Origin of the sequence: Streptomyces sp. 1331.2 (assembly GCF_900199205.1) — a bacterium.
Taxonomy (GTDB): domain Bacteria; phylum Actinomycetota; class Actinomycetes; order Streptomycetales; family Streptomycetaceae; genus Kitasatospora.
In genome coordinates this window covers 5,573,573-5,596,257 of record NZ_OBMJ01000001.1, presented here as the reverse complement: position 1 = coordinate 5,596,257, position 22,685 = coordinate 5,573,573, and the positions used below count along the sequence as shown (strand labels likewise).

General features: G+C 71.9%; 19 protein-coding genes. 2 read left to right on the top strand and 17 right to left on the bottom strand.

Annotated features, from left to right (window positions below; genetic code table 11):
* The first annotated feature begins 67 nt into the window (after window positions 1-67).
* Window positions 68-1,087 carry a mechanosensitive ion channel family protein gene (locus CRP52_RS24070; protein ID WP_097238284.1) on the top strand — a complete coding sequence of 340 codons (1,020 nt, stop codon included), beginning with the start codon at window positions 68-70 and terminating at the stop codon, window positions 1,085-1,087.
* A gap of 125 nt (window positions 1,088-1,212) precedes the next feature.
* On the opposite strand, the gene CRP52_RS24065 is transcribed toward CRP52_RS24070, so the two are convergent.
* From CRP52_RS24065 to CRP52_RS24050, 4 genes are all read right to left on the bottom strand, one after another.
* A complete protein-coding gene (locus CRP52_RS24065; RefSeq protein ID WP_179852905.1) occupies window positions 1,213-1,674 on the bottom strand; it encodes a GNAT family N-acetyltransferase in 462 nt (153 codons plus the stop codon).
* A gap of 26 nt (window positions 1,675-1,700) precedes the next feature.
* The gene (locus CRP52_RS24060) at window positions 1,701-2,639 is read right to left on the bottom strand and encodes an RluA family pseudouridine synthase (RefSeq protein WP_097240305.1); all 939 of its coding nucleotides are present in this window, start codon (window positions 2,637-2,639) and stop codon (window positions 1,701-1,703) included.
* A gap of 114 nt (window positions 2,640-2,753) precedes the next feature.
* A complete protein-coding gene (gene lspA, locus CRP52_RS24055) occupies window positions 2,754-3,386 on the bottom strand; it encodes a signal peptidase II (protein WP_373560571.1) in 633 nt (210 codons plus the stop codon).
* A 163-nt stretch (window positions 3,387-3,549) separates the two neighbouring features.
* A complete protein-coding gene (locus CRP52_RS24050; protein ID WP_257032829.1) occupies window positions 3,550-4,014 on the bottom strand; it encodes a TraR/DksA family transcriptional regulator in 465 nt (154 codons plus the stop codon).
* Window positions 4,015-4,655: 641 nt separating this feature from the next.
* Between CRP52_RS24050 and ileS the strand changes: the two genes are divergently transcribed.
* Window positions 4,656-7,784, top strand: coding sequence for an isoleucine--tRNA ligase (gene ileS, locus CRP52_RS24045; RefSeq protein ID WP_097238282.1), 3,129 nt, complete (start codon window positions 4,656-4,658; stop codon window positions 7,782-7,784).
* 180 nt (window positions 7,785-7,964) lie between these two features.
* On the opposite strand, the gene CRP52_RS24040 is transcribed toward ileS, so the two are convergent.
* The 13 genes from CRP52_RS24040 to CRP52_RS23980 form a co-directional block, all read right to left on the bottom strand.
* Window positions 7,965-9,308: a DivIVA domain-containing protein gene (locus CRP52_RS24040; protein WP_097238281.1), complete on the bottom strand. Its 1,344-nt coding sequence runs from the start codon at window positions 9,306-9,308 to the stop codon at window positions 7,965-7,967.
* Window positions 9,309-9,367: 59 nt separating this feature from the next.
* Window positions 9,368-9,649 carry a YggT family protein gene (locus CRP52_RS24035; protein WP_030060143.1) on the bottom strand — a complete coding sequence of 94 codons (282 nt, stop codon included), beginning with the start codon at window positions 9,647-9,649 and terminating at the stop codon, window positions 9,368-9,370.
* A 98-nt stretch (window positions 9,650-9,747) separates the two neighbouring features.
* Window positions 9,748-10,362 carry a cell division protein SepF gene (locus CRP52_RS24030; RefSeq protein ID WP_097238280.1) on the bottom strand — a complete coding sequence of 205 codons (615 nt, stop codon included), beginning with the start codon at window positions 10,360-10,362 and terminating at the stop codon, window positions 9,748-9,750.
* A 298-nt stretch (window positions 10,363-10,660) separates the two neighbouring features.
* Window positions 10,661-11,467 carry a YggS family pyridoxal phosphate-dependent enzyme gene (locus tag CRP52_RS24025; RefSeq protein ID WP_097238279.1) on the bottom strand — a complete coding sequence of 269 codons (807 nt, stop codon included), beginning with the start codon at window positions 11,465-11,467 and terminating at the stop codon, window positions 10,661-10,663.
* Window positions 11,467-12,198: a peptidoglycan editing factor PgeF gene (pgeF, locus tag CRP52_RS24020; RefSeq protein WP_179852904.1), complete on the bottom strand. Its 732-nt coding sequence runs from the start codon at window positions 12,196-12,198 to the stop codon at window positions 11,467-11,469. The genes CRP52_RS24025 and pgeF overlap by 1 nt, the downstream gene beginning before the upstream one ends.
* Complete coding sequence (gene ftsZ, locus CRP52_RS24015; RefSeq protein ID WP_097238278.1) at window positions 12,195-13,430, bottom strand: cell division protein FtsZ; 1,236 nt, start codon at window positions 13,428-13,430, stop codon at window positions 12,195-12,197. The genes pgeF and ftsZ overlap by 4 nt, the downstream gene beginning before the upstream one ends.
* A 363-nt stretch (window positions 13,431-13,793) precedes the next feature.
* Window positions 13,794-14,570, bottom strand: coding sequence for a cell division protein FtsQ/DivIB (locus CRP52_RS24010; protein WP_097238277.1), 777 nt, complete (start codon window positions 14,568-14,570; stop codon window positions 13,794-13,796).
* Window positions 14,563-15,669: an undecaprenyldiphospho-muramoylpentapeptide beta-N-acetylglucosaminyltransferase gene (murG, locus tag CRP52_RS24005; RefSeq protein WP_097238276.1), complete on the bottom strand. Its 1,107-nt coding sequence runs from the start codon at window positions 15,667-15,669 to the stop codon at window positions 14,563-14,565. The genes CRP52_RS24010 and murG overlap by 8 nt, the downstream gene beginning before the upstream one ends.
* 6 nt (window positions 15,670-15,675) lie before the next feature.
* Window positions 15,676-17,016, bottom strand: a complete 1,341-nt coding sequence (gene ftsW, locus CRP52_RS24000; protein ID WP_097238275.1) for a putative lipid II flippase FtsW — start codon at window positions 17,014-17,016, stop codon at window positions 15,676-15,678.
* 116 nt (window positions 17,017-17,132) lie between these two features.
* Window positions 17,133-18,572 carry a UDP-N-acetylmuramoyl-L-alanine--D-glutamate ligase gene (gene murD, locus CRP52_RS23995; protein WP_097238274.1) on the bottom strand — a complete coding sequence of 480 codons (1,440 nt, stop codon included), beginning with the start codon at window positions 18,570-18,572 and terminating at the stop codon, window positions 17,133-17,135.
* A complete protein-coding gene (gene mraY / locus CRP52_RS23990) occupies window positions 18,569-19,633 on the bottom strand; it encodes a phospho-N-acetylmuramoyl-pentapeptide-transferase (protein WP_097238273.1) in 1,065 nt (354 codons plus the stop codon). Before mraY ends, murD begins: the two co-directional genes overlap by 4 nt.
* Window positions 19,630-21,033: a UDP-N-acetylmuramoyl-tripeptide--D-alanyl-D-alanine ligase gene (locus CRP52_RS23985; protein WP_097238272.1), complete on the bottom strand. Its 1,404-nt coding sequence runs from the start codon at window positions 21,031-21,033 to the stop codon at window positions 19,630-19,632. The genes mraY and CRP52_RS23985 overlap by 4 nt, the downstream gene beginning before the upstream one ends.
* A complete protein-coding gene (locus CRP52_RS23980) occupies window positions 21,030-22,682 on the bottom strand; it encodes a UDP-N-acetylmuramoyl-L-alanyl-D-glutamate--2,6-diaminopimelate ligase (protein WP_097238271.1) in 1,653 nt (550 codons plus the stop codon). Before CRP52_RS23980 ends, CRP52_RS23985 begins: the two co-directional genes overlap by 4 nt.
* Window positions 22,683-22,685 lie beyond the last annotated feature (3 nt).

The following is a 22,685-nucleotide window of genomic DNA, read 5'->3' as shown; positions in this document are numbered from 1 at the left end:
GCCACCACGAACGCGGTCGCACCCTTTTGCCCGTTTCACTCCACTCTGCCCGCGTATCGTACGGCCCATGCTCCGGCCGCTGATCACGCTGCTCGCCACCGTCGCCGCCACCCTGGCGATCGGCTGGATCGTCGACCAGTCCCTCCAACGCGCCGCCGCCCGCCACCCCGACGCCCCGCTCTGGCCACTGCTCCGGCGCTGCCGGATCCCGCTCCAACTCGCCGTCGTCGCTGCCCTGCTGCTCGCCACCCGCCCGCTCCAGCGGATCTTCCACCTGCGCCGGGACGAGGGCGCGCACCACCTGCTCCTGCTCCTCCTGCTCGCCTCGCTCGGCTGGCTCACCGTCCGCGTGGTCGCCGCCGTCCTGGAGGCCCTGCTCAGCCGCTACGAGACCCGGATCGACGACCCGGCCCGGCGCCAGCGGGTCCACACCCAGATCAGCATGCTGCGCCGGGTGGCCAGCGCGGTCATCGTCGTGGTCACCGTCGCCGTGATGCTGTTGACCTTCTCCGCGATGCGCTCCGTCGGCGCCGGCCTGCTCGCCTCCGCCGGCATCATCGGCATCGTGGCCGGCATCGCCGCCCAGAGCACCCTCGGCAACTTCTTCGCCGGCCTGCAGATCGCCTTCGGCGACACCGTCCGGATCGGCGACACCGTGGTGGTGGACGGCCAGCAGGGCACCGTCGAGGAGATCACCCTCTCCTACCTGGTGGTCCGGCTCTGGGACCACCGCCGACTGATCGTCCCGGTCTCCTACTTCGTCAACAAGCCCTTCGAGAACTGGACCCGCCGCGACCCGGGCCTGCTCGCCGCCGTCCTGCTCCACCTCGACCACACCACCCGGGTCGACGAGCTGCGCGCCACCCTGCGCGCCCACCTCGACCGGCACCCGCTCTGGGACGGCGCCGAATGGGCCCTCCAGGTCACCGACACCACCCCCAGCACCATCGTCGTCCGCGCCACCATGACCGCCCGCACCCCCGACGACGCCGCCCGACTCCGCTTCGACATCCGCGAACAGCTCATCGCCCACCTACGCGACGAACACCCCCACGCCCTCCCCCGCCTCCGCACCACCGACCCCTGACCCCGCGCCCCCTCCCCCCGAAACACGAGTTCCCCGCGCCCCATCAGGGGCGCGGGGAACTGCGCGAAGCGGAAGGCGACCACCGGAACCCGACCCCGAAGGTCAGCCCCACGGCCCCCTGACGCTCACAGCTTCCGCGTCATCGTCCGATGCGGTATCCCCGCATCCTCGTACACCGGCCCCTCCGCCACGTACCCCAGCCGCTCGTAGAACCCGAGCGCCTGCACCTGCGCGTGCAACTCCATCTCCGAGCCCCCGCGCTCGACCCCCGCGGCCTCGATCGCCCGCACGAGCTCCGCACCCAGCCCGGTCCCGCGGGCCGCCGGCAGCACCGCGAGCCGCCCGAGCAGAACCCGCCCGTCGACACCCCCGGTCAGCTCCCGCGCCTGCTCGCCGAAGATCAACCGCCCGGTGCCCAGGCCGCCGCCGTCGGCCCCCACCGCCAGCAGGTGCACCGAGGTCCGGTCGTACTCGTCGTACTCCAGCTCCTCCGGCACGTTCTGCTCGACGACGAACACCTCACGCCGAACGGCCCGCACCAGCGCCAGGTCCGCCTCCCCCTCGGCGACCCGAAGAGTGACGCCCACCCCGGCACCCACCCCGCCGCTCACCGTCAGCTCTCCGCCGCGATCACGTCCAGCGCCTTCTGCAGGTCCGCCGGGTACTCGCTGGAGAACTCGACCCACTGCCCGTCCGCCGGGTGCTCGAAGCCGAGCGACACCGCGTGCAGCCACTGCCGGGTCAGCCCGAGCCGCTTGGCCAGCGTCGGGTCGGCGCCGTACGTCAGGTCCCCCACGCAGGGGTGCCGCAGCGCGGACATGTGGACGCGGATCTGGTGGGTGCGCCCGGTCTCCAGCTTGATCGCCAGCAGCGACGCGGCCCGGTACGCCTCGATCAGGTCGTAGTGGGTGACGGACGGCTTGCCCTCCTGGGTCACCGCCCACTTCCAGTCCGAGCTGGGGTGGCGCCCGATCGGCGCGTCCACGGTGCCGCTCATCGGGTCCGGGTGGCCCTGCACCAGCGTGTGGTAGCGCTTGTCGGTCACCCGGTCGTGGAACTGCCGCTTGAGGTCGGTGTACGCGCGCTCGGACTTGGCGACGACCATCAGCCCCGAGGTGCCGACGTCCAGCCGGTGCACGATGCCCTGCCGCTCGGCCGCGCCCGAGGTGGAGATCCGGTAGCCGGCCGCGGCGAGCCCGCCGATCACGGTGGGGCCGGTCCAGCCGGGGCTGGGGTGCGCGGCGACGCCGACCGGCTTGTCGATCAGCACGATGTCCTCGTCGTCGTGGACGATCCGCATGCCCTCGACCGGCTCGGCGACGATCCGCACCGGGGCGGCGGGGGCGGGGATCTCGACCTCCAGCCAGGAGCCGGCGGTCACCCGGTCCGACTTGCCGGCCACGGCGCCGTCGAGCGTCACCTTGCCGTCGGCGGCCAGCTCGGCGGCCTTGGTCCGGGAGAAGCCGAACATCCGGGCCAGGGCGGCGTCGAGGCGCTCGCCCTCCAGGCCGTCGGGAACGGGGAGGCTGCGGATCTGCGCTGCGGTACTCACCCGTACGAGTATGCCGGACACCCGGGCCTCCCCCGCGCGCCGCACTCCCCGGCCCGCCCCGCCGAACCGCACCGAACCGCGCCGCACTCCCCGACGCGCCCCCGCAGGACGGTGCTACTCCGCCTTGCCGTCCTGCTGGTGCACGGTCCCGTCCGGGTTGCTGCCCCGGAAGGAGAGCAGCACGACCAGGATCCCGCCGCAGACGATCGCCGAGTCGGCGAGGTTGAAGACGGCGAAGTGCTGGACGGAGATGAAGTCCACCACGTGCCCGCGGAAGACCCCGGGCCAGCGGAAGAGCCGGTCGGTGAGGTTGCCGAGCGCCCCGCCGAGCAGCAGGCCGAGCGCGATCGCCCACGGCAGGCTGTACAGCCGGCGGGCGATCCGCCAGATCACCACGATGACGGCCGAGGCGATCATCGTGAAGACGACGGTCAGCGCCTGCCCCATTCCGAAGGCCGCGCCGGAGTTGCGGATCACCTGGAAGGTGACGACGTCCCCGATGACCTTGATCGCCGAGTGGTTCTCCAGCCGGGCGACGACCAGCAGCTTGCTGCCCAGGTCGATCAGGAAGGCCAGCACCGCGACCACCAGCAGCACCCCGACCCGCCGCGGGCCCTTGGGCTTCTGCGCGGCCGTCGGTTCGTCCACGGGCGCCGCCTCGGTCGGCTCGGCCACAAGCACCTCCACGGCATCGGCGGTGGACGGGACGGCGTCGTCCCGGGTCTGGGGGGAACCTTGCGTACTGATGATCCGCTCCGCTGCCGATGGAGCTCCCCCGGCCGTAGGAGGGGGAGGGTGGTGGGCCGGTGACGCCCTGGACGCGTCCACGAGCGTTGTGGACGGGTCAGGCGACGTTACGGGGTCGAGCGTACGGCAAGCCCGACCCCCCGCGTCGCTCCGGTCGCCCGGTTCAGCGGCGTTCCTGCTTGGCCTTGCACTGGACGCAGAGCGTCGCCCGGGGGAACGCCTGCATCCGGGCCTTGCCGATGGCCTGCCCGCAGGACTCGCAGGTCCCGAAGCCGACGCCCTCCAGCCGGGCCAGGGCCCGCTCGGTCTGGGCGAGGCTGTCCCGGGCGTTGTTGGCGAGCGCCAGCTCGCTCTCCCGCGAGATGTTCTTCGTACCGGCGTCGACCTGGTCGTCACCGGCTCCGTCGTTGGAGTCGCGCATCAGGCCCGAGATGGCCGCCTCGGCGGCGTCGATCTCGTTCTGCAGCCGGTCCAGCTCGCTGATCAGCTCGTTGTGCAGCTCGTGGACCTCCTCGGTGGTCCACGGGTCCTCGCCCGGCCGGACCGGCAGCGTGGCCGGGTCCACGGACTCGGCCCCTCGCGGCACGGTGACGGTGTCGGTGCTGGTCTTCGGTGCGGTAGTGGTCACGGTCCCCTCCCCTGGATCGACCGCCACGGCCTTGCGTGCCCGCTTGGTGGCGGTACCCGCGCCGGTTCCCTTCTCAGCCATGGCTTCGACCCCATCTACGAACGAATCGAGCCGCCGGTTCCCGGCGGCTTCCAGTGCCGGAACGATAATCCCGATCAAAACCGGTCACAACATGACATACCGACGCCTCACAGTGATCCCACCCAGGCAGCCGCCCCAACCACCACGCCCCGCACGCTGAGAGGGTTGTGCCCAGATCGCCCCCGCCTAACCACCGCCTGACCAGCCCCGCCGCACCCCCGGGCGCCCGCCCGCCCGAAACGGTTTGGACAAACCGACTCGCCCGGCCGATACACTGGCCCTGCAAGGCGCAGATGGGACGAGTACCGACGTACGCAGCCACCAGCGACCCGGGGACGGTGCGAGCCCGGGGGTGTGCACGGCGGGAAGATCACCCCGGAGCCGCCGGAAGAACGGCCGCCGCGAAGCCCGCAGCGGCCCACTAGACCCGGCAGCAAGCCCAAACAAGAGGGCCGCGAACGCAGCACCGCGGCCAAGGAGGGTGGTACCGCGGGGCGGCCCGGCCGTCTCGTCCCTCCGGAGGATCCAGTCCCAGCATCCGCCGGAGGTAGACGCCCGCGATGACCACCTATAACTCCGTCCCCGCACAGGTGGACCTCCCCGCCCTCGAACACCAGATCCTCTCCTTCTGGCAGGACAACAAGATCTTCCAGCGCAGCCTGGAGCAGTCCGAGGGCCGCCCCGAGTGGGTGTTCTACGAGGGCCCGCCGACCGCCAACGGCATGCCGGGCGCCCACCACATCGAGGCCCGCGTCTTCAAGGACGTCTTCCCCCGCTTCCGGACCATGAAGGGCTACCACGTCGCCCGCAAGGCCGGCTGGGACTGCCACGGCCTCCCGGTGGAGCTCGCCGTCGAGAAGGAGCTGGGCTTCTCCGGCAAGCAGGACATCGAGGCGTACGGCATCGCCGAGTTCAACGCCAAGTGCCGTGACTCGGTGACCCGCCACACCGACGCCTTCGCCGAGCTGACCACCCGCATGGGGTACTGGGTCGACCTGGACGAGGCCTACCGGACGATGGACCCGTCCTACGTCCAGTCCGTCTGGTGGTCGCTCAAGCAGATCTTCGACAAGGGCCTGCTGGTCCAGGACCACCGGGTCGCCCCCTGGTGCCCGCGCTGCGGCACCGGCCTGTCCGACCACGAGCTGGCCCAGGGCTACGAGACCGTCGTCGACCCCTCGGTCTTCGTCCGCTTCCCGCTGACCAGCGGCCCGCTGGCCGGCCAGGCCGCCCTGCTGGTCTGGACCACCACCCCGTGGACCCTGGTCTCCAACACCGCCGCCGCCGTCCACCCCGAGGTCACCTACGTGGTGGCCACCGACGGCACCGAGAAGCTGGTCGTCGCCGAGCCGCTGGTCGCCAAGGCCCTCGGCGAGGGCTGGGAGACCACCGGCGAGTCCTTCACCGGCGCCGAGATGGAGCGCTGGGCCTACCAGCGCCCGTTCGACCTGGTCGAGATCGAGAACGCGCACTACGTCCTCAACGCCGACTACGTCACCACCGAGGACGGCACCGGCATCGTCCACCAGTCCCCCGCCTTCGGCGCGGACGACCTCGCGACCTGCCGCAAGTACGGCCTGCCGGTGGTCAACCCGGTGCTCGCCGACGGCACCTTCGCCCCCGAAGTCCCCCTGGTCGGCGGCCAGTTCTTCAAGAAGGCCGACGAGGCCCTGGTCGCGGACCTCAAGGAGCGCGGCCTGCTCTTCCGCCACCTGCCGTACGAGCACAGCTACCCGCACTGCTGGCGCTGCCACACCGCGCTGCTCTACTACGCGCAGCCGTCCTGGTACATCCGGACCACCGCCGTCAAGGACGCGCTGATCCGCGAGAACGAGGCCACCAACTGGTTCCCGGAGACGGTCAAGCACGGCCGCTTCGGCGACTGGCTGAACAACAACATCGACTGGGCGCTCAGCCGCAACCGCTACTGGGGCACCCCGCTGCCGATCTGGCGCTGCGAGGAGGGCCACCTCACCTGCGTCGGCTCGCTGGCCGAGCTGTCCGAGCTCACCGGTACCGACCAGAGCGGCCTCGACCCGCACCGCCCGTACATCGACGAGGTGACCTTCGCCTGCCGCGACTGCGGCGGCACCGCCACCCGCGTGCCCGAGGTGATCGACGCCTGGTACGACTCGGGCTCGATGCCCTTCGCCCAGTACGGCTACCCGTACCAGAACAAGGAGCTGTTCGAGAAGCGCTACCCGGCGCAGTTCATCTCCGAGGCGATCGACCAGACCCGCGGCTGGTTCTACACGCTGATGGCGGTCGGCACCCTCGTCTTCGACAAGAACAGCTACGAGAACGTCGTCTGCCTGGGCCACATCCTGGCCGAGGACGGCCGCAAGATGTCCAAGCACCTGGGCAACATCCTGCAGCCGATCCCGCTGATGGACCAGCACGGCGCCGACGCCGTCCGCTGGTTCATGGCGGCCGGCGGCTCGCCCTGGTCGGCCCGCCGGGTCGGACACGGCACCATCCAGGAGGTGGTCCGCAAGACCCTCCTCACCTACTGGAACACCGTCGCCTTCCAGGCCCTGTACGCCCGCACCTCGAACTGGGCGCCCTCCGCGAGCGACCCGGCCCCGGCCGACCGCCCGCAGCTGGACCGCTGGGTGCTCTCCGAGCTGAACACCCTGGTCCGCGAGGTCGACGCCGCCTTCGAGGCGTACGACACCCAGCGCGCCGGCAAGCTGCTCTCCGGCTTCGTCGACGACCTGTCCAACTGGTACGTCCGCCGCGGCCGCCGCCGCTTCTGGCAGGGCGACGCCGCCGCGCTCGCCACCCTGCACGAGGCTCTGGAGACGGTCACCCGCCTGATGGCCCCGATGACCCCGTTCATCACCGAGCGGGTCTGGCAGGACCTGGTCGTCCCGGTCGTCCCGGACGCCCCGGCCTCGGTCCACCTGGCCGCCTGGCCGGAGGCCGACGAGGCCCTGATCGACACCGAGCTCTCCAAGCACATGGCGCTGGTCCGCCGCCTGGTCGAGCTGGGCCGGGCCACCCGCGCCGAGTCCGGTGTGAAGACCCGCCAGCCGCTCTCCCGCGCGCTGGTCGCCGCCCAGGGCTGGGAGGAGCTGCCCGCCGACCTGCGCGCGCAGATCGCCGAGGAGCTCAACGTGGCCGCCCTCGAATCCCTGGCCGAGGTCGGCGGATCGCTGGTCGACACCACCGCCAAGGCCAACTTCCGTGCGCTGGGCAAGCGCTTCGGCAAGGGCGTCCAGGACGTCGCCAAGGTGGTCGCCGCCGCGGACGCCGCCCGGCTCGCCGCCGACCTGCGCGCCACCGGTGAGACCAGCGTCGACCTCGACGGCGAGACGATCACCCTCTCTCCCGACGAGGTGATCATCACCGAGACCCCGCGCGAGGGCTGGGCCGTCGCCAACGAGTCCGGCGCCACCGTCGCCCTCGACCTGGCCATCACCCCGGAGCTCAAGCGCCTCGGCGTCGCCCGCGACGCCATCCGCCAGATCCAGGAGGCCCGCAAGAACTCCGGCCTGGACGTCGCCGACCGCATCGTCCTCCGCTGGCGCGCCACCTCGGAGGAGACCGCCGAGGCCATCGCCGAACACGGCCCCCTCGTCGCCGAGGAGGTCCTCGCCACCGACTTCGCCGCCGGCGCAGCCGACTGGACCTCCGAAGCCTTCACCGACGACTCCCTCGGCCTCACCTTCCAACTCCGCAAGGCCTGACCAGTACCCCGCGAACCGCCGCCCAGCTCCCCAGCCGGGCGGCGGTTCCGCATTTCCCCGTCCTCTTCCCCTCCCGCCCCCCACCCCCATCCGGCCCCACCTCCGAGCACACCAAAAAGGCGTCCCCTCCCCAACCCGAAGGTCAGAGAGGGGACGCCCTCAAAAGGCCGTACTACAACCTCAGTTGTCGCCGTCCTCGTCGATCAGGAAGCCCCGCATCGGCGCCGGAGCCTGCTGCATCGGCTGCGGCGGCTGCGGACGGACCGCCGCCATCGGCTGGGTCATCCCGGCCGGCTGCATCTGCGGAGCCCCGCTGTTGCCGCCGTTCTGCTGCCCGCCGAAGCTCGGCGCCGGCGAGTTCCCGCCGAAGGAGCTCTGCCCACCGAACGACGGCGAGCTGCCCCCGAACGACGGCTGGTTCCCACCGAAGGACGGTGCACCGGAGGTCATCGCCCCGGCACCGGCCGGCGCCATCGACGAGGCCGCCGGCGGCAGCGACGCGGTGGCGGGGATCCGCGGCGGCGCGAGCGAGTCGTCGGCCTGCGACTCCAGCTGACGCAGCTGGGTCTCCAGGTACGACTTCAGACGCGTGCGGTACTCACGCTCGAACGCCCGCAGGTCCTCGACCTTGCGCTCCAGCGTGGCCCGCGCGGACTCCAGCGACCCCATCGCGACGCGGTGCTTCTCCTGCGCGTCCCGCTCCAGGGCGTCGGCCTTGGCACGGGCGTCGCGCTCCAGGCCCTCGGCCCGGCTGCGCGCCTCGCCGACGATCTTGTTGGCCTCGGAACGGGCCTCGGAGATCGCCTGGTCGGCGGTCTGCTGGGCGAGCGCGAGCACGCGGGCGGCGCTGTCGCCACCGGGGCCCTGCTGCTGCATCGGGCCGCCCATGGGGCCGCCCATCTGCTGCGGGCCGCCCATCGGGCCACCCATCTGCTGCATCTGCTGCTGGCCCATGCCCTGGCCCATCGGGTTGCCCATCGGCTGCGGGCCACCGGGGCCGCCCATGGGCTGCAGCATCTGACCGCCCATCGGCTGGACCAGCTGCTGCTGCCCGCCCATGGTCTGGTTCATCTGCTGCTGCGGGCCGCCGGCCGGGAGCTGCGGCGCGGAGCCGGCGGGCAGGCCGAGGGGCTGGTTGCCCATCTGCTGCTGCGGGCCGCCGGGGCCCATCTGCTGCGGACCACCCGGACCCATCTGCTGCGGACCACCGTGGCCCATCTGCTGCGGGCCGCCCGGGCCCTGCTGGCCGGGGACCGGCGGGCCGGATATGGCGGCCGGAACCGGGGCGCCGCCCTGACGGGGGGCGTCCTGCTGCGGTTCCTTGCGCAGGTTGGCCTGGTTCTGCGCGGCGGCACGAGTCGCGGCGGCCAGCTTGGCGCGCAGGTCCTCGTTCTCCCGTAGGAGGCGGGTCAGCTCCGCCTCGACCTCGTCGAGGAAGGCATCGACCTCGTCCTCGTCATAGCCTTCACGCAGGCGGACGGTCGTGAACTGCTTGTTCCGAACGTCCTCGGGGGTCAATGGCATCTCTTCACCTCAACGTGATCGTCGGCACACCGGCATCCTGTCGCATCGCTCACCTACGACTAGGGGTGCACAAGCGAGATCAGGACATACACAATGATCATCAGTACGAAGAAGGACAGGTCGAGCGCCACGCCCCCGAAACGCAACGGCGGAATGAGCCGCCGAAGAAGCTTGAGCGGCGGATCCGTGACAGTGTACGTGGCCTCCAGGACCAGGACCATGGCCTTGCCGGGCCGCCACGAACGCGCGAACTGGAAGACCCAGTCCATGACCAGCCGTACGAGCAGGAACACCAGGAAGACGGTCAGGGCGTAGTAGAGCACCGCCCACACGATGTCCATCGCGTTTCCCTCTCCCCGGTCCCGGGCCCTGGGGCCCACCGCTCGTCACCTGTCGCCAACCACTGTTGATCAGATCCACACGTAAAGTCGTGGCCGGGTCAGCTCTGGTTGAAGAACCCACCCTCGGCGATCCGAGCCTTGTCCTCCGCCGTGACATCGACGTTAGCAGGCGACAGCAGGAACACCTTCTGTGTCACGCGCTCGATACTGCCGTGCAGACCGAAGACGAGTCCAGCGGCGAAGTCTACGAGCCGCTTCGCGTCGGTGTCGTCCATCTCGGTCAGATTCATGATCACGGGGGTACCGCCACGGAACTGTTCCCCGATGGTACGGGCCTCGTTGTAGGTCCGGGGGTGCAGCGTGGTGATGCGGTAGGGCTCTCGTTCGTTCACTACCTTGGGCATGATCACCGGGGCGCTCTTCTCCAGGTTGTGGCGGCGTTCGGGTGTGATGGACGACACGGGGGCCATCCTCGGGGTCTCCTGCCGGATCGGCACCGCCGCCGGCACCGGCTGCGGAGTGATCGAGGAGACCGGGGCGGGCGCGGCGGCGGCCGGGGCGGCCGGCCGGGGAATGTCCTCGGTCCGCTGGCCGGTCCGGATCGGCTCGGGGTCCGCGTCGTAGTCGTCGTCGGGGTCGTACCCCTGGCCGTCGTACGTCTCGTCCTCCACGAGGCCGAGGTAGACCGCCATCTTGCGCATTGCGCCGGCCATGCTCCTGTCTCCTCCGCTCATGGCCACCTCGCTGACGCTCGGTGGCTGCCTCGCGGAGCGCGCACCTTCCGATGGTCGCTCGCTCCGCTCGCTCCGTGCAGACCGTCCCGGCGGTCAGGCCGTACGGCCCTGCCTGCGGATTCCGCGGTCCCCCCACGACGGCGCGTCAGGCCGACGGCCTGTCAGGGTTCATGGAGTGGGGGCCGCGGAGCTGCGATCCACGGTTCGCTAGCGCTCCTGGGAGCTGCTAGATTCTGTCCTATTTTGTCCTGCAGTCTGATCTACTTACCCGGTGACGTTACCTGAGGGGTGACCTCACTCCGAGTACCGCCGTTCCGACGCGCACATGTGTCGCCCCGGCGGCAATCGCCTGCTCAAGGTCGCCGCTCATCCCTGCGGAGACCATGGTGGCAGCAGGATGGGCCGCCCGTACGGCGCTTGCGATTTCCGCCAGCCGATCGAAGGCCCGGGCCGGGTCGCCGGCCAGCGGACCGGCGAGCGGAGCGACGGTCATCACACCGTCGAGTCGCAGCCCGGGCGTGTCGGCGATCGCGTCGGCCATGCGCTCGACGTCCTCCGGCGCGACCCCGGCGCGGTGCTCGCCCTCGCCGTGCTCCTTGTCCAGCGCCACCTGCACCAGGCAACCCAGTTCCGGGCGCTCCGACTTGAGCACCGCCGCGGAGAGCGACTCGACCAGCCGCAGCCGGTCCACCGAGTGCACGTGGTTCGCGTACCGGACGACCGAGCGGACCTTGTTGGTCTGCAGCTGTCCGACGAAGTGCCAGTCAAGAGGAAGGTTTCTGCACTGCTCCGCCTTGGGCGCGGCGTCCTGGTCGCGGTTCTCCGCGACGTCCGTCACCCCCAGCCCGGCCAGCAGCGCGCTGTCCTCGGCGGGGTAGGTCTTGGTGACGACGATCAGGGTGACCTCGTCCCGCGCGCGCCCGGCGGCCGCACAGGCGTCCGCGATCCGGCGCTCGACCACGTCGAGGTTGGTCCCGAGCTCCTCGTACCTGGCCCGCTGGCCCTCGGTCAGCGCGTCCAGCCAACTCCGGTCGGGAACGCCGGCGGTCCGGCCGGGGAACGTTCCGAAGATGTCGTTCGTCATCAGTGATCAGAGCCCAACCAGACGTAGCTCGCGAGCCGGCCGGTGCGCTGCTCGCGGCGATAGGAGTAGTGATCGGCGGATTCGAGGGTGCAGACCGGTGATCTCATCGGTTCGCTGACCCCCGCCGCGGCCAGCTGGGCCGCGACTCCCTCCGGCACGTCCAGGGCCGGCGTCCCCCAGGAGGTCTCGGCGAACGCCGCCGGCACCACGGCGGCCACCTCGGCGCGCAGTTCGGCGGGCACCTCGTAGCAGCTGCCGCAGACGGCGGGCCCGACGGCGGCGACGATCCGTCCGGGCTCGGCGCCCAGGTCGACCATCGCCCGGACGACCGCGGGCACCACCCCGGCCGCCAGCCCGGGCCGGCCCGCGTGGGCCGCGCCCACCACGCCCGCCACCGGGTCGGCCAGCAGTACCGGCGTGCAGTCGGCGGTCAGCACCGCCAGCGCGAGCGGTCGGTCGGTGACCACTGCGTCCACCGTCGGGGCCTGCCCCAGCGGCTGGCGCTCCGTCACCACGGCGACCTCGGCGCCGTGCACCTGGTTCATCCACACCACGTCGGCCGGTTCGAGTCCCAGCTCCCGGGCGGCGAGCGCCCGGTTCTCCCGGACGGCCTCCGGGTCGTCCCCCACCGCACCGCCGAGGTTGAGCTCCCCGTACGGCGAAGTGCTCACCCCGCCCCACCGGTCGGTGAAGGCGAAGTGAGCACCCGCATGTACTGCGTGATCGATCACTTAAGGAAGTCCGGGACGTCGAGCTCCTCCGCCGGGCTCTCCACGAAGGGCTGGCGGGCCGGCTGCACCTGCGGCGGCACCGGGGCGGCGGCGGTCGTGGTGGCCGAGCTCTCGGTCGACCGGCTCGGCGCGGCGGCCGGGGTCTCCGTCTCCGAACGGGAGGTCACCGAGCCGATGCTCCCGTACGAGGGCCGGCCGGCCGGGCGGTCCGGGGAGGCCGGCGGGGTGGCCGGGCGCTCCGGGGCGGTCGACTTGACCACCGGGTCGCGGACGATCGCCGGCGGCTGCCCGCCGTCGAAGCCGGCCGCGATGACGGTGACCCGGACCTCGTCGCCGAGCGCGTCGTCGATGACCGCACCGAAGATGATGTTGGCCTCGGGGTGGGCGGCCTCGCTGACCAGCTGGGCCGACTCGTTGATCTCGAACAGACCGAGGTCGGAGCCGCCCGAAATCGAGAGCAGCACGCCGCGGGCGCCGTCGATCGAGGCTTCCAGCAGCGGCGAGGAGATCGCCATCACGGCGGCGGCCTTGGCGCGGTCCTCGCCGCGGGCCGAGCCGATGCCCATGAGCGCCGAGCCGGCGTCCGACATGACGGACTTGACGTCGGCGAAGTCGAGGTTGATCAGGCCCGGGGTGGTGATCAGGTCGGTGATGCCCTGGACACCGGAGAGCAGGACCTGGTCGGCCGAGCGGAACGCGTCGAGCACGCTGACCTGGCGGTCCGAGATGGACAGCAGCCGGTCGTTGGGGATCACGATGAGGGTGTCGACCTCTTCGCGCAGGCTCGCGATGCCGTCCTCGGCCTGGTTGGCCCGGCGCCGGCCCTCGAAGGTGAAGGGGCGGGTGACCACGCCGATGGTCAGGGCGCCCAGCGAGCGCGCGATGTTGGCGACGACGGGCGCGCCGCCCGTGCCCGTGCCACCGCCTTCACCGGCGGTCACGAAGACCATGTCGGCCCCCTTGAGGACCTCCTCGATCTCCTCGCGGTGGTCCTCGGCGGCCTTGCGGCCCACCTCGGGGTTGGCGCCGGCGCCGAGGCCCCGGGTGAGTTCACGGCCCACATCGAGCTTGACGTCGGCGTCGCTCATGAGGAGGGCCTGCGCATCGGTGTTGATCGCGATGAACTCGACGCCCTTGAGACCGACCTCGATCATCCGGTTGATGGCGTTGACACCACCGCCGCCGATTCCGACGACCTTGATGACTGCGAGGTAGTTCTGCGGTGCTGCCACGTCGAAGGCCTCTCGCCTCGAATTTCCGGGTCGGCCCGGCCCGGCGAGGGTCCGTTCCGACGGATGTCGATGGGTAGGGAGCCTGGTTTCTGACTGAATGTCCGAAATGCCGACCGCCGACCCCAACCCTAAACTTGACCTTTAGGGTTAGTCCTGTGCCTCCGTCACATCACCAAAGGGCACAGTCTGGTGACACAGGACACTAGGTCGCCCCGGGCACGCGTTTCAACGAACACGCCGAGCTTCCCTTTTTCTTTTGAGCCTATGTGATCATCGGCCGGCATATGAAACCGGGGTGACCACCAAGGGTCGGGCCGACACTTCGAGGCGTCAACCCCTCCCTCAGGCACAGAACCTACCGGATCATCCCGACACCGCCGGCGCCTCCGGTGCGGTCACATCGAAGTTCGTACCCTTCTGATTCATCAGCGCCACCAGCACCCGGGCCTTGCGGTCGTTCTGCTCCGGACTCCCCCAGCGCACCGTCGCACCCCCGCTGAGCTGCAGCTCGATGTCGTCGTACGAATGCACAAGCACCGCTCCGGCCCGCTTGGCGACCTCCGGCGGGAGCCCGGCGGCCACCGCCACCGCGCCCTGCACCAACTGCGGACGGGAAATCACGCCGTCCACGTCATTCGCCTGCTGACTGAGCCGCAGTTCCACCACCGGCACGCCCTCCGGCGGAGCCGCCTCGGTGGTGAAGCTCACGCCCGCGGCATCCACCTGGGTGAACTGGCCGTCATCCCCCTTGACGGCGGCCACCGCCTTGCGCTCGACGACCTTCACCTGCAGGGTGTGCGGCCAGCCGCGCCACACCTCGGCCTTCGCCACCCGGGGGATCGCCTCCACCCGGCGCCGGACGTCGTCCAGGTCCACCCGGGCCAGCGGGCCGTGCCCGAGCCCGCCGATCACGTCGCGGACCTGCGGGCCCGTCAGTTTGTCGTCGCTCGTGCCCTGGACGGCGACGCTGCGCACGTCCAGGACCGACGAGAGGAACACCAGCCAGGCCAGCCCGCCCAGCACCGCGGCGCCGAACACGCTCAGCACCACGATGCCCCGCCGGGAGAGCCGGAGGCGGGGAGCGGACTCCTCGCCCTCCAGCTCCTCCTCCAGAGGGTCGGCGAGCCGGCCGTCAGCCACGGCGGCGACCGCCGCGGTGAGCCTGGATGGCCTCGTAGACCATGCCGACCAGCAGGTCGTCGGCGTCCCGGCGGCCGAACTCGGCGGCCGCCCGGCTCATGTCCCACAGCCGCTGCGGGTCGGTGAGCACCGGCAGCACGTTCTGCAGCACCCAGTCCGGGGTCAGCTCGGCGTCGTCCACCAGCAGGCCGCCGCCGGCCTTGACCATCGGCTGGGCGTTCAGCCGCTGCTCGCCGTTGCCGATCGGCAGCGGCACGAAGGCGGCGGGCAGGCCGACGGCCGCCAGCTCGGCCACCGTCATGGCGCCGGCCCGGCAGAGCATCATGTCGGCCGCCGCGTACGCGAGGTCCATCCGGTCCAGGTACGGCACCGGGCGGTACGGCGGCATCCCGGGGACGTCCGCGACCTGCGGCAGCTCGTTCTTCGGGCCGACCGCGTGCAGGATCTGCACGCCGTACTGCTGGAGCCGCGGAGCGATCGCGGTGACCACCTCGTTGAGCCGGCGCGCGCCCTGGGAGCCGCCGGAGACCAGCAGGGTCGGCAGCCGCTGGTCGAGGCCGAAGTACTGCCGGGCCTCCGGGCGGGCCGCGTTGCGGTCCAGGGTGGCGATGGTCCGGCGCAGCGGGATGCCGATGTAGCGGGAGTCGCGCAGCTTGCTGTCGGGCGTGGAGACGGCCACGAAGTCGCTGTAGCGGGCGCCGATCTTGTTCGCCAGCCCGGGGCGGGCGTTCGCCTCGTGCACCACGATCGGCACGCCGGCCCGCTTGGCGGCCAGGTAGGCGGGCATCGCGACGTAGCCGCCGAAGCCGACCACGGCGTCCGCGTTGACCCGCTCGATGATCTCCTGAGCGGCCCGGACGGTGCCGCGCAGCCGGCCGGGGACGGTGATCAGCTCCGGGGTGGGCTTGCGGGGCAGCGGAACGGCCGGGATGAGCTCCAGCTGGTAGCCGCGCTCGGGTACCAGTCGGGTCTCCAGACCGCGCTCGGTGCCCAGGGCGGTGATCCCGATGGACGGGTCGTGCCTGCGGAGTGCGTCCGCGAGGGCCATGGCCGGCTCGATGTGACCGGCGGTCCCCCCGCCGGCGAGTACGACATGCACCGAAATTCACCGCTCCCTGCGTGCCGGCCCGGGGGCCGGGCGCGCTGTGGTTCGTCGTCGTGGCAGCACCCGGGCCAGTCGCTTCCTGATCCGGGAGTTCTTGCTCCGGGCGGCCAGGGCCGCCTTCGCGCCCGAGGTGCTGCGTGCCAGGCACAGCAGCACACCGATCGCGGACATGGCCGACAGCATGGCGGAACCGCCGTAGGAGAACAGCGGGAGCGGGACGCCCGCGATGGGCAGCAGTCCCAGCGCCGACCCCAGGTTGATCATGGCCTGCGCCATGATCCAGGTGGTGGCGGCTCCCGCGGCGTACCTGACGAAGGGATCCTTCGTGCCGATGGCCACACGGATACCCGCGTAGCCTAGTGCCGCGAAGAGACCGATCACCGACAGCGTCCCCACCAGGCCCAGTTCCTCGCCGGTCGCGGCGAAGATGAAGTCGGTGTGCGCCTCGGGCAGCTGGCCCCATTTCTCCACGCCGGCGCCCAGGCCGGTACCGAAGCCGCCGCCGTTCGCGAACGCGAAGACGCCGTGCAGGGCCTGGAAGCAGGCGCCCTCCGGGTCGAGCTTGGTGACGCCGATGCAACCGAGGCGCTCCGCCCGGTGGGGGACGGTGACGACCAGGGCGGTGCAGACCACCACCGCCACCCCGAGGGTGGCCACGAACAGCCGCAGCGGTGCGCCGACCATCCAGAGCAGCGCGAACACCATGGCCACCAGGATCATCGAGGTGCCCATGTCGCCGCCGAACATGATCAGCGCGAGCAGCAGCAGGGCGCCCGGCACCAGCGGCACCAGCAGGTGCTTCCACGAGTTCAGGGTGCCCGCCTTCTGCTTGCGGGCGAGCAGGTCGGCCCCCCAGAGCACCAGCGCGAGCTTGGCGAACTCGGAAGGCTGGAACTGGAAGAAGCCGAAATCCAGCCAGTTCTGGTTGCCGTTGATCCGCACCCCGATGCCGGGCACGGCGACCAGGGTGAGCGCGCCGATCACCCCGATCATCACCGGGTAGACGATCACCCGCAGCACCGCGACGGGCACGGAGGCGAAGCCGATCAGCAGGACGAGGCCGAGGATGGCCGCGACCAGCTGCTTGAGGAAGTAGTACTGGGCGGCGTGGTGCTGGTTCAGGGCGAGGATCTGCGAGGCCGAGAAGACCATCATCAGCCCGAGCACGACCAGCAGCAGCGTGCTGCCGACGACCAGCAGGTACGGCGTGAGCGGCCGGTCCAGCCAGTACCGCACCCGGGCCCGGAGGGCCTGGACGCGGGCCAGCGGACCGGCCGACTTGTACTTGGTCGTGGTGGCGGAGATCACTCGCCACGGCTCGGCGGCGTCCTGCTTCCCCATGCCGGAATCCGCCCTGCCCTGCCCCGCCACCGTTCTCCCCTTCGTACGGCTCGTTCGCCTCCGGGTCGCTCCGGACCCGACCCTGCGGCTCACTCGCCCCGGTGCGGCCTCTCGGCCTACTCCCCGGAGTCCGCCAGCTGCCGGACGGCCGCGGCGAACAGGTCGCCGCGCTCGCCGTAGTTGGTGAACATGTCCATCGAGGCGCAGGCCGGAGCCAGCAGCACCGTGTCACCTGATCGGGCGAGCGACGCGGCCGTGCGGACCACCTCGGTCATCGCCACCGCGCCAGTCTGGCCCGCGGCCGCCTCGATCACCGGCACATCCGGAGCGTGTCGCTCCAGCGCCTCCCGGATCAGCGCCCGGTCCTCGCCGATCAGCACGACCGCGCGCAGCCGCTCGGCCGCGCCCTGGACCAGGTCGTCGAAGGTCGCGCCCTTGGCCAGGCCCCCGGCGATCCAGACGATCGGCCGGTAGGCGGCCAGCGAGGCGGCCGCGGCGTGGGTGTTGGTGGCCTTGGAGTCGTCGATGTACGTGACCTCGCGGACCACGCCGACCTCGGCGATCCGGTGGGCGTCCGGGCGGAAGGCCCGCAGGCCCTCGCGGACGGCCTTCGGCTCGACGCCGTACGCCCGGGCCAGCGCCGCCGCGGCGAGCGCGTTGGCGATGTTGTGCGGGGCCGGCGGGTTGACGTCCTCGACGGCGCCCAGCTCGGCCGCGTTCTTGGCCCGGTCCTCGACGAAGGCCCGGTCCACCAGCAGCCCGTCCACCACGCCGAAGTTCGACGGGCTCGGCGCGCCGAGGCCGAAGCCGATCGCCCGGCAGCCCTCCTCGACGTCGGCCTCCATGACCAGCGCCTCGGTGGCCGGGTCGGCCAGGTTGTACACGCAGGCGACGACGTTGCCCTCGTAGATCCGGCCCTTGTCGGCGGCGTACGCCTCCATCGAGCCGTGCCAGTCGAGGTGGTCGGGCGCCAGGTTGAGCACCGCCGCCGAGTACGGGCGCAGCGAGGGCGCCCAGTGCAGCTGGTAGCTGGAGAGCTCGACGGCGAGGACGTCGTACGGCTCCTCGGCGAGCACCGCGTCCAGCACCGAGACCCCGACGTTGCCGACGGCGGCGGTGCGCTGGCCGGCGGCGGTGAGGATCGAGGCGAGCATCTGGACGGTGGTGGTCTTGCCGTTGGTGCCGGTGACGGCCAGCCAGGGGGCGGGCTCGCCGGTGCCCGGCAGCGGCTTGCGCAGCCGCCAGGCGAGCTCGACGTCGCCCCAGACCGGCACCCCGGCCGCCTCGGCGGCGGCGAACAGCGGGCTGTCCGGCGCCCAGCCGGGCGAGGTGACGATCAGTTCGGTGCCCTCGGGCAGGCTGGCGCCGTCGCCGAGGCGCACGGCGACGCCCTGCGCCTCCAGCTCGGCGGCCCGGGCCGCCAGGCCCGGCCCGCTGCCGCCGTCGACCACGGTGACCCGGGCGCCGAGCCCGTTCAGGACGCGCGCGGCGCTGATGCCCGAGACGCCGAGGCCGGCGACCACGACGGGCAGGTTCACAAAGTCAGGGTTCGTCATCCGGTCCGGTATCCCGCGTAGAAGAGGCCGAGGCCGACGGCCACGCACAGACCCTGGATGATCCAGAAGCGGACCACGACCAGGACCTCGCTCCAGCCCTTGAGTTCGAAGTGGTGCTGCAGTGGCGCCATCTTGAAGACGCGCTTGCCGGTCATCCGGAAGGAGCCGACCTGGATGATCACCGACAGCGTGATGATCATGAAGAGGCCGCCGAGCAGGATCAGCAGCAGCTCGGTGCGGGAGCAGATCGCCAGACCGGCCAGGGCGCCGCCGAGGGCGAGCGAGCCGGTGTCACCCATGAAGATCTTGGCGGGCGAGGTGTTCCACCACAGGAAGCCGAAGCAGGAGCCCATCAGAGCGGCGGCGACCACCGCGAGGTCCAGCGGGTCGCGGACGTCGTAGCAGGCGTTGGTGGCGGAGAGGAAGTAGGCGCAGCTCTGCCCGTACTCCCAGACGCCGATGAAGGTGTAGGCACCGAAGGCCATCACCGAGGCGCCGGTGGCGAGACCGTCCAGACCGTCCGTCAGGTTCACGCCGTTCGAGGTCGCCGCGATCATGAAGTACGCGAAGATGACGAACAGCACCGGGCCGATCGACCACTTGAAGTCGCGTACGAAGGACAGCGACTGGGAGGCCGGGCTGAGCCCGCGGTCGTCGTGGAACTGCAGCGCCAGGATGGCGAAGACGAGGCCGACGATGGACTGGCCGGCCAGCTTCGCCTTGGCCCGCAGGCCCAGCGAGCGGCGCTTGACCACCTTGATGTAGTCGTCCAGGAAACCGACCAGGCCGAGGCCCGTGGTCAGGAAGAGCACCAGCAGCCCGGAGGCGGTCGGGGGCTCGCCCGTTATCGCCTTGGTGCCGAAGTACGCGATCAGGGTCGCCAGGATGAAGGCGATGCCGCCCATGGTGGGCGTGCCCTTCTTGCTGTGGTGCGCCTTCGGCCCGTCGTCGCGGATGTACTGGCCGTAGCCCTGCCGGGCGAGCAGCTTGATCAGGGCGGGCGTGCCGACCAGCGAGAGGATCAGGCCGATCATCCCGGAGATGAGGATCTGCTTCATCATCGGGCAGCACCGTCCGCCAGGAGCGCCTCGGCCACCTTCTCCAGCCCCACCGAACGGGACGCCTTCACCAGGACCACATCCCCCGGCCGCAGCTGACTGCGCAGCAACTCGACCGCCGCGTCCGCGTCGGACACCAGCACCGACTCCTCACCCCACGAACCTTCGTTCCTCGCGCCGAGTTCCATGCAGGCCGCCTCGCGTCCGCCGACCGCCACCAGTTTGGTGACGTCCAGCCGGACGGCCAGCCGCCCGATGGCATCGTGCTCGGCCAGGCTCTCCTCGCCGAGCTCCCGCATCTCGCCGAGCACCGCCCAGGTGCGGCGGCGCTCCGGGCCGCGCCCCCCGATCGAGACCAGCGCCCGCAGCGCGGCCCGCATCGAGTCGGGGTTCGCGTTGTAGGCGTCGTTGACGACGGTGACACCATCGGCCCGGTCGACGACCTCCATGCGCCAGCGGGACAGCGCACCCGCCTCGCCCAGGGCTGCGGCGGTGTCGTCGACGGACATCCCGAGCTCCACCGCCACCGCGGCGGCGGCGAGGGCGTTCGAGACGTGGTGCTCACCGTACAGGCGCAGCTGCACGGGCGCGGAACCGGCTGGGGTGGTGAGCGTGAAGGATGGCCGTCCGGTGGCGTCCAGGCGAACGTCGGTGGCCCGGACGTGGGCGTCCGGGGACTCCCCGAACAGGACCACCTTCGCCTTGGTGCGGGAGGCCATCGCGCGCACCAGCCGGTCGTCCGCGTTGAGGATCGCGGCCCCGTCGACGGGCAGCGCCTCGACGAGTTCGCCCTTGGCCTCGGCGATCGCCTCCTTGGAGCCGAACTCGCCGACGTGGGCGGTGCCGACGTTCAGCACCACGCCGATCCGGGGCGGGGTGATCGAGGTCAGGTACTCGATGTCGCCCTTGTGCCGGGCACCCATCTCCATGACCAGGTGCCGGGTGCCGGCCTCGACCCGCAGCGCGGTCATCGGGTGGCCGATCTCGTTGTTGAGCGAGCCGGGCGGGTAGACGGTCTCGCCGTGGCGCTGCAGCAGCTGGGCGATCAGGTCCTTGGTGCTGGTCTTGCCGGCCGAGCCGGTCAGCGCGACCACGGCGGTGCTCTCGGCGCGGGCGACCACGGTACGGGCCAGCCTGCCGAGCGCCTCCACCACACTGTCGACCAGGACGGCGGGCACGCCGACCGGGCGGGAGGCCAGCACCGCGACGGCGCCGGCCTCGACCGCGGTGGCCGCGTACGCGTGGCCGTCCACGTGCTCGCCGACGAAGGCCGCGAACAGGCCGCCGGGGCTCACCTTCCGCGAGTCGACCTCGACCGGGCCGGTGACCAGGACGTCCGGGTCCGCGCCGTCCAGGGTGCCTCCGACTGCGGCGGCCACCTCGGCGAGGGTCAGTGCGATCACTGCTGCTCTACTCCTCGGTCGCCCCGCGCGGCCGTGGTCCGCGCGATGGACTCGCGCAGCACCTCCCGGTCGTCGAAGGGGCGGATCTCGTCTCGTACGTACTGGCCGAGCTCGTGGCCCTTGCCGGCCACCAGCACGGTGTCCCCGGCCTGGGCGCGGGCGACCGCGAGCAGGATCGCCTCGGCCCGGTCGGGGACGACCAGGACGTCCCCGCGCTCGGCCTCGGGCACCGCGGCGGCGCCGGTCAGCATGCTGGCGAGGATCGCCAGCGGGTCCTCGCTGCGCGGGTTGTCGCTGGTCAGCAGGGCGGTGTCGGCGAGGCGGGCGGCGATGTCGCCCATCGGGCCGCGCTTGTGCGGGTCGCGGTCGCCGCCGCAGCCGACGACGACGTGCAGCCGGCCCTTGGTGACCTCGCGCAGCGAGCCGAGGACGGCCCGCAGGGCGTCCGGCTTGTGCGCGTAGTCGACGACGGCCACGAACGGCTGTCCGGCGTCCACCCGCTCCAGCCGGCCCGGCACGCCGGGGACGGCGGCCACGCCGGCCACGGCGCGCTCCAGCGGCAGCCCGGCGGCGACCAGCGCGGTGATCGCGGCGAGCGCGTTGGCGACGTTGAAGGGGCCGGGCAGCGGCACGGCGGCGTCGGCCTCGGCGCCGTCCGGGCCGAGCACCCGGAAGGTGGAGCCGACCGGGCCGAGCTGGACGTCGACGGCCCGCCAGTCGGCCTCCGGGGCGCCGGCGGCGGAGAAGGTCGTCACCGGGATCTTGGCCTCGGCGGCGAGCCGGCGGCCGTAATCGTCGTCCAGGTTGACCACGCCGTGGCGGGACTTGCCGGGCTGGAAGAGCCGGGCCTTCGCCTGGAAGTAGTCCTCCATGTCCGGGTGGAAGTCGAGGTGCTCCGGCGTGAGGTTGTTGAACAGCGCGACGTCGTACGCGACGCCGTCGGTACGGCCGAAGACCAGCGCGTGGCTGGAGACCTCCATGGTCACCGCGTCGGCGCCGCGCTCGGCCATCACGCCGAGGATCGCGTGCAGGTCGGTGGCCTCGGGGGTGGTGCGCTCGCTCTTGATCCGCTCCTCGCCGACCCGCATCTCGACGGTGCCGATCACGCCGGGGGTGCGCCCGGCGCCGCGCAGGCCGCCCTCGACCAGGTACGAGGTGGTGGTCTTGCCGTTGGTGCCGGTCAGCCCGATCATCAGCAGCCGCTCCGAGGGGCGGCCGTAGACGATGGCGGCGAGCTCGCCCATGACGGCCCGCGGCCGGTCCACGACCAGCAGCGGCAGGCCGGTGCCGGCCGCCAGCTCGGCGCCGGCCGGGTCGGTGAGCACGGCCACCGCGCCGGCCTCCGCGGCCTTGGCCGAGAAGGCCGCGCCGTGGTGGTTGGCGCCCGGGAAGGCCACGTACACGTCGCCCGGGCGGACCGCCCGGGAGTCGTGGGTGACGCCGCGCACGGCACCGCCCTCGACGGGCGCCAGGCCCAGCCGGCGGGCCAGCTCGGCGAGCGGCAGAGCGGCGCTCCCGGTCGGGCGGGGCGGACTCACGGTGGTTTGATCGGGTTTCGGCACGGCGGGAAGGCTATCCGTCGAAGGGCGTCCAGGGCCAAACCGGCCCCTCGCCGCGCCGTCGTCCGGCCCGCCCCGCTCGTCGCTCATCCT

Coding starts and splice junctions, on each gene's coding strand:
- CRP52_RS24070 (WP_097238284.1), top strand. CDS start 68: ATGCTCCGGCCGCTGATCACGCTGCTCGCCACCGTCGCCGCCACCCTG.
- ileS (WP_097238282.1), top strand. CDS start 4,656: ATGACCACCTATAACTCCGTCCCCGCACAGGTGGACCTCCCCGCCCTC.
- CRP52_RS24040 (WP_097238281.1), bottom strand. CDS start 9,308: ATGCCATTGACCCCCGAGGACGTTCGGAACAAGCAGTTCACGACCGTC.
- CRP52_RS24035 (WP_030060143.1), bottom strand. CDS start 9,649: ATGGACATCGTGTGGGCGGTGCTCTACTACGCCCTGACCGTCTTCCTG.
- CRP52_RS24030 (WP_097238280.1), bottom strand. CDS start 10,362: ATGGCCGGCGCAATGCGCAAGATGGCGGTCTACCTCGGCCTCGTGGAG.
- CRP52_RS24025 (WP_097238279.1), bottom strand. CDS start 11,467: ATGACGAACGACATCTTCGGAACGTTCCCCGGCCGGACCGCCGGCGTT.
- ftsW (WP_097238275.1), bottom strand. CDS start 17,016: ATGGGGAAGCAGGACGCCGCCGAGCCGTGGCGAGTGATCTCCGCCACC.
- murD (WP_097238274.1), bottom strand. CDS start 18,572: ATGACGAACCCTGACTTTGTGAACCTGCCCGTCGTGGTCGCCGGCCTC.
- mraY (WP_097238273.1), bottom strand. CDS start 19,633: ATGATGAAGCAGATCCTCATCTCCGGGATGATCGGCCTGATCCTCTCG.
- CRP52_RS23980 (WP_097238271.1), bottom strand. CDS start 22,682: ATGAGCGACGAGCGGGGCGGGCCGGACGACGGCGCGGCGAGGGGCCGG.